The 15,447-nt window shown below is 41.9% G+C and carries 18 protein-coding genes and 1 rRNA gene; 10 read left to right on the plus strand and 9 right to left on the minus strand.

The features are described 5' to 3' along the window. Positions 1–178 precede the first annotated feature (178 nt). Positions 179–901 carry a RadC family protein gene (radC, locus tag NQU59_RS00730; protein WP_373462951.1) on the plus strand — a complete coding sequence of 241 codons (723 nt, stop codon included), beginning with the start codon at positions 179–181 and terminating at the stop codon, positions 899–901. A gap of 44 nt (positions 902–945) precedes the next feature. After that, entirely contained in the window at positions 946–1,857 is a 912-nt protein-coding gene (locus NQU59_RS00735) for a bestrophin family protein (RefSeq protein ID WP_004655906.1), read from the plus strand. Between the two features lie 45 nt (positions 1,858–1,902). Here the strand turns inward: NQU59_RS00735 and NQU59_RS00740 are convergent, their stop codons facing one another. Next, entirely contained in the window at positions 1,903–2,949 is a 1,047-nt protein-coding gene (locus NQU59_RS00740) for an aldo/keto reductase (RefSeq protein ID WP_257064562.1), read from the minus strand. Between the two features lie 103 nt (positions 2,950–3,052). Here NQU59_RS00740 and NQU59_RS00745 point away from each other — a divergent pair, with 103 nt between their 5' ends. Continuing rightward, entirely contained in the window at positions 3,053–3,949 is an 897-nt protein-coding gene (locus NQU59_RS00745) for a LysR family transcriptional regulator (protein WP_257064563.1), read from the plus strand. A 135-nt stretch (positions 3,950–4,084) separates the two neighbouring features. On the opposite strand, the gene NQU59_RS00750 is transcribed toward NQU59_RS00745, so the two are convergent. Continuing rightward, on the minus strand, positions 4,085–4,948 hold the full coding sequence (locus tag NQU59_RS00750) for a PHP domain-containing protein (RefSeq protein WP_257064564.1): 864 nt from the start codon (positions 4,946–4,948) through the stop codon (positions 4,085–4,087). Between the two features lie 45 nt (positions 4,949–4,993). Here NQU59_RS00750 and NQU59_RS00755 point away from each other — a divergent pair, with 45 nt between their 5' ends. From NQU59_RS00755 to mnmC, 4 genes are read left to right on the plus strand one after another with little or no spacing between them, the layout of a single operon-like run. Beyond that, positions 4,994–5,605, plus strand: a complete 612-nt coding sequence (locus NQU59_RS00755; RefSeq protein WP_005239785.1) for a septation protein IspZ — start codon at positions 4,994–4,996, stop codon at positions 5,603–5,605. A 24-nt stretch (positions 5,606–5,629) separates the two neighbouring features. Beyond that, positions 5,630–5,932: a YciI family protein gene (locus NQU59_RS00760; protein ID WP_257064568.1), complete on the plus strand. Its 303-nt coding sequence runs from the start codon at positions 5,630–5,632 to the stop codon at positions 5,930–5,932. 3 nt (positions 5,933–5,935) lie between these two features. Further along, the gene (locus NQU59_RS00765; RefSeq protein ID WP_257064570.1) at positions 5,936–6,391 is read left to right on the plus strand and encodes a hypothetical protein; all 456 of its coding nucleotides are present in this window, start codon (positions 5,936–5,938) and stop codon (positions 6,389–6,391) included. Positions 6,392–6,408: 17 nt separating this feature from the next. Further along, a complete protein-coding gene (mnmC, locus tag NQU59_RS00770; protein WP_257064572.1) occupies positions 6,409–8,319 on the plus strand; it encodes an FAD-dependent 5-carboxymethylaminomethyl-2-thiouridine(34) oxidoreductase MnmC in 1,911 nt (636 codons plus the stop codon). Positions 8,320–8,406: 87 nt separating this feature from the next. Here the strand turns inward: mnmC and NQU59_RS00775 are convergent, their stop codons facing one another. After that, complete coding sequence (locus tag NQU59_RS00775; RefSeq protein WP_096911318.1) at positions 8,407–8,721, minus strand: rhodanese-like domain-containing protein; 315 nt, start codon at positions 8,719–8,721, stop codon at positions 8,407–8,409. A gap of 90 nt (positions 8,722–8,811) precedes the next feature. Between NQU59_RS00775 and NQU59_RS00780 the strand changes: the two genes are divergently transcribed. Both NQU59_RS00780 and NQU59_RS00785 read left to right on the plus strand, forming a co-directional pair. Further along, positions 8,812–9,300, plus strand: a complete 489-nt coding sequence (locus NQU59_RS00780; RefSeq protein ID WP_005239796.1) for a YajQ family cyclic di-GMP-binding protein — start codon at positions 8,812–8,814, stop codon at positions 9,298–9,300. 14 nt (positions 9,301–9,314) lie between these two features. After that, a complete protein-coding gene (locus NQU59_RS00785) occupies positions 9,315–9,809 on the plus strand; it encodes a DUF4442 domain-containing protein (RefSeq protein WP_257064574.1) in 495 nt (164 codons plus the stop codon). A 58-nt stretch (positions 9,810–9,867) separates the two neighbouring features. Here NQU59_RS00785 and NQU59_RS00790 read toward each other — a convergent pair whose 3' ends face one another. From NQU59_RS00790 to NQU59_RS00805, 4 genes are all read right to left on the minus strand, one after another. Further along, positions 9,868–10,347, minus strand: coding sequence for a GAF domain-containing protein (locus NQU59_RS00790; protein ID WP_257064576.1), 480 nt, complete (start codon positions 10,345–10,347; stop codon positions 9,868–9,870). A gap of 67 nt (positions 10,348–10,414) precedes the next feature. Next, complete coding sequence (locus tag NQU59_RS00795) at positions 10,415–10,828, minus strand: acyl-CoA thioesterase (RefSeq protein WP_005239802.1); 414 nt, start codon at positions 10,826–10,828, stop codon at positions 10,415–10,417. 1 nt (position 10,829) lies between these two features. Next, the gene (gene trxC / locus NQU59_RS00800) at positions 10,830–11,267 is read right to left on the minus strand and encodes a thioredoxin TrxC (RefSeq protein ID WP_005239804.1); all 438 of its coding nucleotides are present in this window, start codon (positions 11,265–11,267) and stop codon (positions 10,830–10,832) included. Then, positions 11,268–12,164, minus strand: coding sequence for an alpha/beta hydrolase (locus NQU59_RS00805; RefSeq protein ID WP_096911406.1), 897 nt, complete (start codon positions 12,162–12,164; stop codon positions 11,268–11,270). A 122-nt stretch (positions 12,165–12,286) separates the two neighbouring features. On the opposite strand from NQU59_RS00805, the gene NQU59_RS00810 reads away from it, so the two are divergent. Next, positions 12,287–12,622, plus strand: a complete 336-nt coding sequence (locus NQU59_RS00810) for a TIGR01244 family sulfur transferase (protein ID WP_005239808.1) — start codon at positions 12,287–12,289, stop codon at positions 12,620–12,622. A gap of 225 nt (positions 12,623–12,847) precedes the next feature. Here NQU59_RS00810 and NQU59_RS00815 read toward each other — a convergent pair whose 3' ends face one another. Together NQU59_RS00815 and rrf are read right to left on the minus strand one after the other, a co-directional pair. Next, a complete protein-coding gene (locus NQU59_RS00815; RefSeq protein WP_005239810.1) occupies positions 12,848–14,851 on the minus strand; it encodes an Ig-like domain-containing protein in 2,004 nt (667 codons plus the stop codon). A gap of 336 nt (positions 14,852–15,187) precedes the next feature. Further along, positions 15,188–15,302: ribosomal RNA gene (rrf, locus tag NQU59_RS00820) — 5S ribosomal RNA — on the minus strand. Between the last annotated feature and the right edge of the window lie 145 nt (positions 15,303–15,447).

Raw genomic sequence — 15,447 nt, forward strand, 5'->3', positions numbered from 1 at the left:
TTGCAGTGGCGCTCACAATAGCATTAAATAACGGGATACCCAAGTAGCATCCTCAACATTTCAGCGCAGATCACAAACGAGAATTGTGTTGAGATGAGGTCATATAAAAGGAAAAGGCGCGCAATTATTTTTGCCCGTTAAAACAATAATCACAATAAAATCAAAGGGAAATAAACGATTGAATCAATCTATTAAAACCTGGCCTGAACAAGAGCGTCCAAGAGAGCGACTTTTATCCCAAGGTCCACAAAGCTTATCCGATGCTGAACTGCTGGCAATTTTTCTGCGTTCAGGCTCAAAACAGCATTCTGCAGTGGAATTGGCGCGTATTTTAATTCAACATTTTGGCGGGCTTAATTTGATATTTGATGCCAATCTTGAAGATTTATCCCAATTTAATGGCATTGCTTCAACCAAATATGCACAACTGATGGCCGTAAAGGAACTTGGACGGCGTTATCTGAATAATCATTTTCAGCAACAACGACTTTGTCTGGATACTTCAACGCTGGTGCTCGACTATTTACGTTATGAACTGCAAGGTGAAAAACAGGAAGTTTTTGCGGTGCTGTGTTTGGATGCCGAACTGAGAAAACTGCATTTTAAAAAGCTCTTCTTCGGTTCACATCATTCCTGCACGGTTTCACTGAATCAAACCCTCCGTTATGCTTTGCAACAACAAGCCAGCCAAATTGTGGTGGCACATAATCATCCTTATGGAACAGCACAACCATCAACAGAAGATATTTATCTGACCCAACAACTGAAACAAGCCTGCAAACTGCTGGAAATTCACTTGATCGATCATTTTATTATTTCAGCTGAAGGCTATTTTTCATTTTCTGAACAACAACTACTCAACCCTATTCAAACCAAGCAATCTCGCCTTGACAAAGCTTAATTCAAACAGGAATATCAAGACATAAAATTAACGATTCAAATAACATGATTGTCCGTGACCAGCCGAGTATTTTTAAAGTTTTATTCTCATGGCGGGGGACGATTTTACCCAAAATTTTGCCCTCTCTCGGTTTCGTCATGCTGATCTCTGCCATCATTGGTGGGGTCGAGTATGTTAATCTGTATCGTTTCCCAGAAATCCCCTTGGTCGGCTTCACCTTAATTGGTGTGGTACTGTCCATTTTCTTGGGCTTTAAAAATACCGCATGTTATGACCGCTGGTGGGAAGCCCGTAAACTCTGGGGCGTGTTGATTGCCACGGCGCGCCATTTTGACCGTGATTGCCGCGTGCTGACCCAAGCACGTCGTGAACGGATTATTCAAAACGTAATTGTCTTTGCCAATGTACTGCGTGATCGTCTGCGTCATCAAACCGCCAATCCAACCGAATTGACTGAAACCAGTGGACTGAGCCAGCAGGCACTGACCCAACTATATCAACAGCATAATGCGCCGCAGTACACCTTGAGCCTGATTCAATGGGAACTGTTACAAGCCATGAAAGAAGGCGAAATATCGGATATCATTTATACCCAGATGAACCGTCATGTTGCCGCTTTAAGCGAAATGCAAACTGGGTGTGATCGCATTGCCAATACCCCGATTCCATTCGCCTATTCGGTTTTGCTGAATCGTACCGTGTATTTCTTCTGCTTTATGTTGCCATTCAGTCTTGGTTCGCTCTTGGGCTTAGTTACACCGCTGCTCGTAGGTATCCTCGCTTATACCTTCTTAGGTCTGGATGCTTTAAGTACTGAAATTGAAGAACCTTTCGGCACACAAAGCAATGACTTACCGCTTGATGCGATGGTACGTTCGATCGAAATCGAATTATTGGGGACGCTTGGTCGCCCAACCCCACCGCCGATTCAGGCGCATGACCATAACTTACTCTAGTTGCAATGCCCTCCAATGAGGGCATTTTTTTCAGCTTAACATCACTTAAATAAATTGTGATGGGACGATGGACTTAAAGCGTTCGGTAAACTGTCCATTCCAATAGGGATAATAAGGATAGGGCGGATAAACCGCACTGACCTGATTTAAACGTTCAATCTGTTCAAGCGACAACTGAATATCCTTAGCTTTGAGATTGTCTTGCAGTTGCGTTTGATTACGCGCACCAATCAAGACACTGGATACAGTGGGTCGTTGCAACAACCAATTTAAGGCAATTTGCGGAATCGTATAGCCAGTTTCGACTGCAATCTGTTTGAGCACATCAATCACAGCATAGAGATGTGCCTCATTGACTGGTGGTGCAAATTGCGCGGTCTCATGTAAACGGCTCTGTGCTGGAATCGGATTCTCGCGATCAAACTTACCTGTCAATCGCCCCCAGCCCAAAGGACTCCATACCACCGCCCCAATGTGCTGGTCATCATTTAAGGGCATCAGCTCCCATTCATAATCACGGCCAATCAATGAATAATAAACCTGATTGACCACAAACTTTTCATAGCCATATTGTTCGGCAATCGCTTGGGCTTTCATCAGTTGCCAACCTGCAAAATTAGACGCGCCGATGTAACGCACTTTGCCACTCCGCACCAACTCGTCCAAAGTTTTCATTAACTGAGGCAATGCAGTAAAGCTATCAAACTGATGCAGCTGTAATACATCAATATAATCGGTTCCCAAGCGTGTTAAGGACTGTTCAACTGCGGACAATAAATAACGCCGACTAAATCCGACATCATTGAGATAGTCTGAACTACGAATACCGATTTTGGTGGAAATAATATTATGTTGACGTTCAGATGCCAAAGCCTTGCCCAGCATCCGTTCAGACTCTCCATCAGAATAGACATCGGCGGTATCAAAATAATTAATGCCCGCATCTAAACCAGCACGAATCATTTGATTGGCTTCTGTTTGACTGGCTTGCCCCCAAGCCGCAAAGATTTGTCCTTGTCCACCCAAGGTTCCTGCACCAAACCCCAGCGCTGATACTTTTAATCCTGAATTTCCTAAAAAGTGATATTTCATGATCTGTCTCTTCAACCTGTGATGATTTAGATACAAAAATAGCGCTAGGGATTTATTCGAAAAACCACGATAATCAAGAAATACTTTTCTGATTTTATTGATAATGAATACAGAAGATTTTCAGTTTTTTATTCGTGTTGCAGACTTGGGCTCAATCAGCAAAGCTGCTCAGGATGCTAATCTCTCGGTGTCGGTGGCCAGTCAGAAATTGCAGCGCCTAGAACAAAACCTGCAATTACGCTTATTCCATCGCACCACCCGAAAGTTAACCTTAACCGAAGAAGGCAAAACATTGCTTGAGCATGGACGTGGCTGGATCAACGATTTTGTCCATTTACAGCAAGCTCTAACCTCTCCAAATCAAGCTTTATCTGGGACCTTAAGGATTAGCACCTCAACCACTTTTGGTACTCAGGTGTTAATGCCCGTGATTGCCACATTTTCCCACTTACATCCTCAGCTAAAGATTTACTTAGATTTAAATGATCAGAATATCGACCTGATTCAGCAAGGCATGGACTTGGCCATTCGAATTGGTCAGTTAAAAAGTTCAAGCTTGATTGCCAAACGCTTGAGTACCAATCCACGTTTACTCTGTGCTTCTCCAGCCTATTTACAACAATATGGTATGCCAAAAACCTTGTCCGATCTGAAGTTACACCGCTGTATCTTACAGCAGCATGGTCAGGGTCTCACCGATCAATGGCATTTGGTCAATGCAGAAGGGAAAGTTGAACAGGTTCATGTCGAAGGATATTTTGCAACCAACTCAGGTGAAGGTGTTCGACAAGCCGCCTTAGCCGGTCTTGGCATTTCCAATCATTCGATCTGGCATGTGGTGGATGATCTTGCTTCAGGAAAATTAGTACAAGTTCTACCCGACTATTCTGTAGAAACAACCGCAATTTATGCAGTATTTCCGCATCGAGAGCTGATCGCTCCTAAAGTACAACGCTTTTTGGATTATTTAGTCGATTACTTTCAGCAGCGTGAATCATAAAAACTTTAGTCGTTCAGACGAGCCTTAAGGTTGCAGTACTTATTAGCCCCCTCCTGCAAAACCATGAAACATCCATTGCACGCCCCATACAAGCAGCATGAACAAAACAAGGATGAAGCAAAATTCTAATTTTTTTCATAGCGCAGGTGATTTAAAGCGTTCCCAAATCCCTTTCTGCCCCTCTTTCAGGCGTGGTGTCTGTCCCAATTTAATCCACGGCATATTCTCGCCATGAAAATCACTGCCAATTGAAACCGCCAGATCAAATTGCTGAATCATGCGATCGACCATTTGACGTGTCGAAGCAGGCTCGATACTCGGCGGTAGTTCTACTGCATCCCCCCCTGATTCAGCAAAGAGCTCAATCAAATAACGGATATTGGTGGCAGACAGGTCATAACGGGTCGGATGGGCAAGCACGGCGAACCCCTGACTGGCATGAATCACATCAATGGTTTCTTTAAGGCCCATGCCTTCAAACTTTACAAAGGCTTTTTTGCCTTCTTTCAGGAAACGGTCAAAGGCCTGTTGCGGACGACTGACAATATTTTTTTCGACTAAGGCTTTGGCAATATGAGTTCGGGTGACACGATCTGCTTCACCATCCACTTGTGCAATCACATCAGGATAGATATCAAAATCAATACATTTTTCTAAGAGCTGACAAATCACTTTTGCCCGTTCGGCACGGACTTTTTTCTGCTGTTCCAGCATGGCTTTGATCGGCGCATCATCCTGCATATCCAAGGCCACTATATGTACACCATAGCTCTTTTTGGTATTCGGTCTAGACCACTGACTGGAAACTTCTACCCCAGAAATAATTTGAATATCATGTGCTTGAGCATAATTTTGGGCACGTGACAAAGCATCCATGCTGTCATGATCTGTGACGGCCAAAGTATGAATTTTTAAGTCCACCGCAGCCTGTACCAGTTGCTCCGGAGAGAAGGTACCATCGGAAATGAGTGTATGTGTGTGTAAATCGACACCGAACATGGTTTGTATTATGCTATCTGACCTATTTCATCATCGTACTGTAACATGAAAGCGTTGCTCGACTATCTTCCGATTATTATCTTCTTTTATTTTTATAAAACCACCGATCCTAAAGATAGTCATCACCCCCTATTACAACTGGTGGGAAGTGCTGGAAATACTGATCAAAATCATATCCTTGTTGCAACCTGTGCGCTGCTCATTTCAACCTTGGTGGTTTATGGCTGTCTGTTCTTTTTCCAGAAATTTAAATTGGAAAAAATGCAGTGGTTCATCGTGGGTATGTCCGTTATTTTTGGTGGAATCACCCTGATCTTTAGTGATGTGACCTACATTAAAATGAAGGCGATTATTATCAATATCGGGATTGGTTTGGGCTTTTTAGTCACTCCGTTATTCAATAAAGAACGTATGCCAATTATCCAGAAGCTCTTGGGCTCTTTACTCGAACTTAGCCCAAGAGGCTGGATCAAATTGAACTGGGCATGGTGTGGACAATTCTTTTTACTGGCTGCTTTGCATTTCTTCTTTGGTTTTGTCTATATGCAAGGAAAATATTGGGGTGAATTCACGGCTTTTGGCGATATTATCGTTTCTATGAGTTACCTAGCTGCTATACTGTTTTTCTTAAGAAAGCATTTTAAAACCACTGAATAGATTTTAAATCATCGAGCTACTGCCATGCCATATTTTGTGCTGACTTGTACTGATCGCGAAGGTACTTTGGAAAAACGTTTAGCAACTCGCCCGCAACATATTGAACGACTACAAAAGTTAGATGATGAAGGTCGTTTAATTGCAGCTGGTGCGCATCCTAAAGACCCAAATGATCCACAAGCAGGCTTTTTTGGCAGTACCATGATTGTCGAATTTGAAAATCGTGCAGCGCTAGATGCCTGGATTCAGGAAGAGCCTTTTTTAAAAGAAGGGATTTACTCAAATATCGAAGTAAAACCATTCAATAAAGCTTTTCCAAAAGGGTAAATCATGCAAGTTGTTGTAAAAAGTCTATTCGCATTATCTCTACTCAGTTCGACTGCATGGGCAGTTGAATCACCTGCACCTGCTGCTCCAGCCACGGCTGCTGCAACAGCGCAAACCCAAGCCGCGGCCGTCCCCGCTACAGCCACGACAACAGCAGCAAAACCACTGACTGCTGAGCAAATTGCCAAAGCCAAACAGCAGCAAGATGCAAAAGTAAAGGCCATGATTCAAGATCAGGCCAGTCGTTTGAAACAACTTGAACACGCCAACCTCGAAGCGCTCTCTCAAAATCAAGAGTTGCAGTTAAAAAATGATAATTTGACTGTACAGGTTCAGGTGTTGCAAAGTGAACGCAGTGCACAAATGTTTTTATATGGTGCGATGACCCTTGCTGTCGGTGTGATTCTGGGTTTCTTGATTGCCAGTTATATTCACACTAAACGTCGTCGTCAGTGGTAAAACCTTCTCCTTTATTTATGTCTCACTCAGCAAAATTACAAACAGCCGAATTAGACTGGGAACTCATCGATGGTATTGAAGTTCCCATTTCTAAACAGTTCGGCGATGTCTACTTTTCTAAAGATAATGGTTTACTTGAAACACGGCACGTGTTTTTAAATGGCAATGACCTCACTGAACGTCTGTCGCAACTGAACGACTACCAATACTTTTGTGTGGGCGAAACCGGCTTTGGCACGGGTTTAAATATTCTAACCTTGTGGCAACTTTGGCAGCAGATTCGTCCTGACAATCACAGCCATTTACATGTGGTCAGCGTCGAAAAATTCCCCTTGAGCAAAGTCGATCTGATCCGTGCACTGAATGTCTGGCCTGAGCTCAAACCATTCGCCGATCAGCTGATTGCGCAATACCCTTTGGCCATAGCAGGCTGTCATCGTTTAAGCTTTCCAGAAGAACGCTTTAGCATTGATTTATGGTTAGGTGATGCACAGGATATTTTTCCAACGATCCCCAAGACCCAAGCCGTAAATGCATGGTTCCTTGATGGCTTTGCGCCTTCATGTAATCCAGACATGTGGCAGGAAAATGTACTCAATCACATGGTCCGTTTATCCGACTATGGAACGACGTTTGCGTCCTTTAGTGTTGCGGGTGTACTAAAACGTGGACTCAAGCAACATGGTGTGCAAATTAGCCGCCCACGTGGTTTTGGTCATAAACGTGAAATGCTCAAAGCTATCTGGCTTGATCCTACGCACGTTAAAACTGAAGACTTGGATGCAGCAGCAGAAATTAAGGTTCAATCTGAACGAGCACCAATGGTATCCCGTTCAAGACCTCGTCAGATTGCCATCATTGGCGCTGGGATCGCAGGTTTAAGCACAGCATGGGCCTTTGCTCAACGCGGCCATCAGGTCACGATCTACGAGCAAAATGAGCCACTTTCAGGTGCCTCGGGCAATCCTCTGGCTTTACTGAATCCCAAACTGTGCCCAATTGAACAGGCTCATGCGCACTTAATGACTTTGAGCTGGCAACATGCCTTGAATTTCTATTCAAACTTCAAAGCATTTAGACCGATTCAAGTCCAGCAACTGGCTTTAAAAAATGCCGATGAATTACTCGGCTTAGCGGAACAGTACCCTGAAGCGGTGTTATCTGTACCAGATCAACAGAAAGCTACACCTGAAACAGCTTATCCAAGCTTGACGCTTCATCCAGCAGGGGCTGTGTCGCCACAACAATTGCGTGATGAAATTTTGCAACATCCGAATATCCAATACAAAAAAGCAAAAATTTCTCGCTTAAATACCGCAAACAACCAAACTGAACTTTGGCAAGAACAACAACTCATCGCAACAGCCGATGATGTGATTGTTTGTTGTGCCAAGCAAAGTGCTGAGCTATTTGAAAACTACCCTGTGTTAAAGCCGATTCGAGGACAAGTTAGTTGGGTCAATAATTCCATACAGCCATTAACCTTGGATCAAGCTTATAGTTATGGCGGTTATTGCATGCAATTAGATGCAGCGCAATTGATTCTCGGCGCATCCTTTTATCCGAACCGAGATGATGTTGATGTCTTGGCAGAAGATCATGTGCATAACTATGAACTTATCCACAGCGTGTTCCCAGAATATGCACAACAACTGCCCGCTGTAGACACTTGGCAAGGCCGTGCATCGGTACGTGCTCAAAGTTTGGATTATTTCCCTTTAGTCGGAAAAATACAAAATGATGGACAGGTATTTACCTTTGCAGGTCTAGGCTCTAAAGGGTTCTTATTTGCACCCTTGTGTAGTGAAATATTGGCAGCCTTAGTCTTAGGTGAATTATGCCCAGTACCTCAAAACTTATTGGACAAGCTCAATCCACAACGTTTTCAAAAGAAAACTAAAGTGAAGAAGCCTTATTATTCTGCTTAAATATTTTTTTAAGTTTAAAAATGACTGAGATCTAAAATTTTGAATTGGCCAAAATACCCAAGTATTTTGGCCAATGTTTTGAGTGATTTAAGCGCCTTGTTCTAAAGGCAAGCCCGCATCACGCGCTGCGCGTGTGCCACCCATCAATACAACATATTCACGAGAACCATCAATACCGTCTAGAAGCTCTGCTGCACGCGGTGCTTTGCTGCCACCACCACATAGAATATAAATCGGTTGATCCGCTTTAACTTGAGTCAAACTATCCGCAGTTATTTCAGTAATTGGACGATTCACCGCCCCTTTGACATGAGCCTCTGCATACGCTTTGGTATCTCGGACATCCCAGATGACTGCGCCTTCTGGGAACTCAAATGTTGTAATTTCTTGTTTACGGATCATTGTGCACTCCTTTGATGTAAACAACACTTGGCAAATGAAGAAAACCCCCTTAGCATCTCAAATATTCTTTCCCTTTGTAAAGGTCTAACCATGCCTTCTTTTGATATTGTTTCTGAATTAGAGTTATTTGAAGTCAATCATGCTGTGCAAAACACAGAAAAAGAGATTGCAACTCGTTTTGACTTCCGTGGACAAGACGTTTCAATTGAGTTAAATGAGAAAAATAAAGAAATCAAAATCTCAACTGAAAGTGATTTCCAGTGCGAACAAGTTTATACCATGCTTGAAAACCATTTTTATAAACGCAAGATTGATGTACAGGCTTTAGACCCACAAAAAGCCACAGCTTCGGGTAAAAACGTCGTCCAAGTGATCAAGCTCAAAGATGGACTTGACTCAGATACCGCAAAAAAAATTAATAAAGCCATTAAAGAAAGCGGCATCAAAGCGCAATCTTCTATCCAAGGAGACAAAATCCGTGTCACGGATAAAAAGCGCGATACTTTGCAACAAATCATGAATTTTTTACGTGAACAACAATTTGGTCTGCCACTGCAATTTAATAATTTCAAAGATTAAGCAATAGGTTCACTATGGCAAAAGATAACCGCCTTTATAAGCTGGTTAAAACCACCTCTAAATTTCCAAAAGGCATCCGCAGCACACTCTGGAGCAAGGCCTTTGGTCGTGTGGTTCCGATGGTCGGAACAGCGAATATTCGCTATTTAGAAGTCGACAAAGACCACGTGACTGTACGTATTGAAAACCAGCGCAATATGCAAAATCATATTAAGGGTGTTCATGCGGCAGCCATGGCATTACTCGGCGAGACTGCGACGGGTTTTTTAATAGGTTTACATGTCCCTGATGATCGCATCTTGCTGATCAAATCATTGCATGTCGATTATTTAAAAGTGGCTCAAGGTGGTTTAACCGCAACGGCAACATTGTCAGCAGAGCAACAACAGTTCATTGCAGACAATGAGAAAGGCGAGTTATTGATTCCTGTAACCGTACTAGATGATTCAGGCAATACTCCCATCCAATGCCAAATGCTTTGGGCTTGGTTGCCAAAGCGTAAAAAATAGCACTGAATTCCCTAACAATAAGGCCCAAAGTAATTTGGGCCTTATTGTTATCAAGCGGTTAAATAAATTTTTCAATCAACGGCATGAGCTGTTTCAAGTATTGGGCATCAATTTCATCAAATTGATTGAGTTCATCACTATCAATATCCAATACTCCGACGCACGTCCCATTTTTCATGATCGGCAATACAATCTCCGACTTTGAGGCAGAGCTACAGGCAATATGTCCTGGGAACTGATCGACATCGGGTACAATAACGACTTGCTGTTGCTGCCACGCAGTCCCACATACGCCACGACCTTTAGCAATACGGGTACAGGCAATCGGGCCTTGAAATGGACCTAACACCAACTCATGCTCTTTGACCAGATAAAAACCAATCCAGAACCAGCCAAATTGCTGTTTTAACGCAGCGCAGATATTGGCGAGATTGGCAATTACATCGGTTTCATCTTCAATAATTGCTTGAATCTGTGGAAGGATACTTTGATATTGCTCAGCCTTATGGCCGTGCTGCAAAACTAATTCTTCAGCCATACATCATTCCAAATAAAAGAATATCGGCTTGCTCAACAAAACAAGAGCGAGCCGGCCTTGCAATAGATCAACTTGCGGCAAATGTCTGCTTGATCTCTTCTGAGATCAAACGTTTCTTACCATTTACATCAACTGCCACAAAGGTAAACACCCCTTCGGTAATCCGTATAGGTTCACGTGAATTATCGTGACTATTCCATACCTCAATTTGAACTTGCACCGAACTGCTACCGACTTTCAAAATCTTGGTATAACAGCTAATCACATTGCCGACCTTTACCGGTACAAGGAAAGTCATCTGATTGATCGCAATGGTGGCACAGCGGCCTTTACTAAAACGTTCAACATGAATCGCTCCTGCGAGATCCATCTGAGACACAATCCAGCCGCCAAAAACATCGCCACTCCAATTGGTATCAGCTGGCATGGCAATATTCTGTAGTGATAGAGTCCCTTCAGGATGAGTTGGGCGTTCGCTCATGTTAATGTCCTTGGTGTTGCTGTAATTGCTGATCTAGCCATTGCTGTAATTCAGGGCTACGCAATGCCCCGCTAATTCTTGCCAATTCAGTGGTTTTATTCATTAAGACCAAAGTCGGTATACTACGCACGTTAAATGCAGCACTTAAACGTGGATTGGCTTCAGTATCAATTTTGGCAAAAACCACATAAGGATTTTGCTTCGCCACCTGCGCAAAATGTGGTGCCATCATCTTACAGGGACCGCACCACTCTGCCCATAGATCGATCAATACCGGCAGGTCAGAGTTACTGATAAAGTTGCTAAAATTTTGTTCGTTTAATTCAATCGGGGCCTGCGTCAACAATGCTTGATGACATTGACCACAATTAGGATGAACTGCTAATTTTTCTTCGGGTACACGATTTTTTGCACCACATGATGCACAGACAATAATCATCTACATCACTCCAATATGTTGATGTAAAAATTCTAATTGGGTTGTGACTGCTTTTTCAAACCAAGAACCATGATAAATATCAAAATGTTTCATTTCCCATTCATAATAGCTCACAAATGGCGCAATATTGGTGGCAGCTTCACGACTTGATTCAATCGGAATCAGAGAGTCATGCTTGGCGGCGATAAATAAAACCGGGATATTAATTTTTCTTACAAACTGAATCGGACGATAACGCATGAGATTAAAGAACACCCGTGCAGGGACTTCTCCGCTCCAATAGTAGTCAGGGTTCACAATCGAGTGATAACCAAAATAACTATCTGACGTTGGCAAGAAACAGAGTCGATATTGATCGACCACAGGCAGGGTTTTTGGCGCTAAACCCATCTTGGAACCCATATAATCCTGACTAGAACGTTTTAATGCTTCAGGATAGCGCTGTAGCGGATAAAGCTTGGCTGTTTCAGCTCCATCCACATAGGGAACCTGCACCATCACCGCTTGAATATTTTTAAGATCAGTTGCCAAACTGAGTGCATATCCACCACTTAAAGATGTTCCCCATAAAATAATGCGTCGACTATCAATTAACTTGCAGTTAGATGCGTATTGAACGATGGTCTTCCAGTCATCCAACTGTGCGTTCAGAGAAACCAACTCTCGAGGTTTACCCGTACTCCCGCCCCAATAACGATAATCAAATAAGATAACGGCATAACCCGCTTGTGCAAAACGCTGCGCATACTGGATAAGTTTGAATTGACGCAATCCTGCAAAGCCATGCGCCATAATAATCACTGCAGGTCTGATATTGGCTTTAGGAAGATAGAAGTCCGCAGCGATGGTTTCATCACCACTGGAAACATACAACGGCTCAACAGTGTAAGTATGCATGCGCGCTCCATTGCGTTATCTTTTACTTATCATCAGTTATTTAATTTAGACATTTAAACTCAAGATCGAGCTTAATGCTATGATAGAGCATAAAATGTTTTATTTGTTTTTGGAGTGACAAGATGACAGAGAATGTTGGTTTCGCAGGTCAAATCGGCCCTGAGCATATTGGGCAAGTCGTTGAAAAAGGTTTTAAATCGATTATTAATAACCGTCCTGATCTGGAAGGCGGCCCAGACCAACCCACCAGTGCGCAAATCGAAGAATCAGCGCGTAGTGCAGGTCTAGACTATGTTTATCAACCTATTGTTGCTGGGCAGATCACTGAGCTCGATGTCCGTACATTTGCCAATCATTATAATGAACTGCCAAAACCAATTCTGATGTTCTGCCGTACAGGTAACCGTTCAAATAATTTATATCAGATCGCTAAACAAATGGATTTACTTGACGATTAAATCCATTACATTTCATTACCTGATCAAAATAGTGAAATCCCTCTGTTTATAAGATGATGGTTCTTTTTCACGAGATAAAGAACCATGTCAAAACTCGCGCTTATCCTTTTATGTCTCTTCGCGGTTTCGGCTTGTAGCTCACTACAATTTCGTCCGACTGCCTCCGTTAGTGTAGGTACAGCCCTATAAAAAACAGCACCGAAGTGCTGTTTTTTTAAATTGTGATTATCGCGTAAATCTAAACGTCGTCGTTTTATTTGGTGCTGTTACGGTTACAAGAATATTGTCGCCTGTATCACAACCTTTTAGTTGAACTGCGTATCTTGTAATACTGCTATTACTAAATGTAGAAGGTGTCATCAAATTCATCACTGAAGGAACTGGATTATTGCCACTAATAATTTCAGCCGAACATGATAAATTATTAGCATCAGTATTATCTTTAACCGAAACACTGATTGAAGTTCCTGAAGGCATTGGTACCGTTAACATACTATTGCCAAATAATTGGAAAACAAAATTATCTTTAACAATATCACCATTAATGCCAGAGTTTGCAACGAAAGTTGGTGTATCAGAAGCGAAAGAAAAAATCATTTGCTTACGTAAGGTCGTAGCAAGTTGATCATCACAGGTATAAGGGATATTTGGTTGGTCAATTGAAGATGCGGCACAAGTATCAGTAGTATATGGGGTCGTAACTCGTTTATAGAGGAATTCTCCATTGTTACTATCGTAAATAGCATTTTCATTATCATCGCGGAAAAAGTTACCAATATTACTAACGAGGGTATCAACACCGCCTGCACTGATCGGTGTATAAACACCATCCCCATCTTGATCAAGATATGACTTATCCCCTTCAGCATAAGCAAGTACAGTTACACGCCCATTGGCAGGCCGAGGATTTTGTGTTCTCAACGTCACACTACATTGACCATCGACGGTTTTACAGCTACCGTCAATTTTACCGCCTTCTGCCACAAAATTGACGACTGTTCCATCTGGGACACTGTTCGAGTTACGATCTGCCAACATTGCAGTAACCGTTGCGGTATCACCATCTTTATCCGTTTGTAAAGATTGCTTGCTTGCTGACAAACTAAAACTGTTTTGAGTCGCTCGCCCCGTTGTTACTGTTACATTTTTAGATAATGCACTTAAACCATTAGGTAGAGTTGCTTTAATTTCTACTGGGCCAGGAATATTACCAGGATATAATGTTACAGTAACTTTACCAGAGCTATCACTCTTAACGGTTTGAGCCGTACGATTACCTAAACTAATAAAACTTAAATCTGTAGGCGCTTTCTCTAAACTCAATGTAATATTTTGATTTTTAAGTACTGTACCATTTGAATAAACTGTGAATTCAATTTGACCAGACGAAGATGAACCACTTGTATTAATTCCTAACTGAACAGAATCTTTTGTCGTATATACGACAGAGGTTGCAACTGCTTGTGCGATCGACACCGATGTTGTATTTGATGCCCCTGTAGTTGTTGTCGCTATAATTTTTTGATTACCATCACACAAGTTACCTTTTGAATCGAATGCATAATAGGTTGTTGCTACATTTCCTTGATTTGAAGAAGTTACACTACCGTTGCTAAAGCTACCACAATCAGCTGTAAAGTTTACCGCGATATTATTCTGATAATTTCCCTTAGAATCCTGAGTCACTAGACTCACCAATGTTGATCCGCCAGACTCTAAACTCGTACTTGCGGCAACCATATTCGTCAGTGCAATGTCCTGTTTAGAAAAAACTAAATTCCGTGTTGTAGCAGCAGAAGTCACATTATTATAACTAGCGGTTGCACTCAAGGCATACACACCTGTTACCGTTGCGTTAGTAGGTAAAATGGATATGCTAGCAACACCGTCTGCATTTGTCAGTGCTGTAGCATTAGATGTACCAAAAGTCATATTATCGCCAGTGAAAGTTACAACAGCACCACTGATCGCTTTACCACTTCCATCTTTCACAACAACTTGTGCGGTTACACCTTGATTTGTAATAGTTGTCGCAACATTGCCATTTGAGTCAGTTAAAGAAATATTACCAACATTCACTGCTGTGATCGGTGTCTGACCATTTCCACCGGATGTATTTCCACTGCTATCATTTGAACCATAATAACCGCCCCCACCTCCACCACAACTCGCTAATAATATAGAAACAGCAATTGCAGACAACTTTAAGGTAAGTTGTTTTTTATTCATAATCATTCCTTTTAACCCCGATCAAATCCCCAAATGGAATTAGATTTTCATTATAAAAATACGTCTAATGTAACCATAATATAGATTTTGTGTAAATAAAGTTTATCTTCAAGTAAAGGATATTAAAGTGAACCCTATCAAACTATTTTATTAAATCGAGATATTTTCTATAACTTTTAACAAATAAATAATGAATAAAATAAGTTGAGAACCAAACTGAATTTGAGCATACAAAACGAGTCACCTACTTATAATACTTTTTTCTTATTCTTTCCTTTTTTCCCACACATAAAAAAACACCCCCAACGGTTATGTTAGGGGTGTTTAGTATTTAAAAGCTGGCGATGACTTACTCTCACATGGCAAGTGCCACACTACCATCAGCGCTAAGAGGTTTCACTTCTGAGTTCGGGAAGGGATCAGGTGGTTCACTCTTGCTATTGTCGCCAGCAAACTGTTGTGGTGCTTTCGGGTCTTAATCACGATGTATTCATCGTATGCCTTACTTACGGTCCAAAGAGTTATTAACGGATTAGTTAATTGAGTCGGTATTGTAACTAGTTTTCACACTAAATCAAGTTATGTATTGAATTTAC

The sequence above is a fragment of the Acinetobacter colistiniresistens genome (assembly GCF_024582815.1).
GTDB lineage: Bacteria > Pseudomonadota > Gammaproteobacteria > Pseudomonadales > Moraxellaceae > Acinetobacter.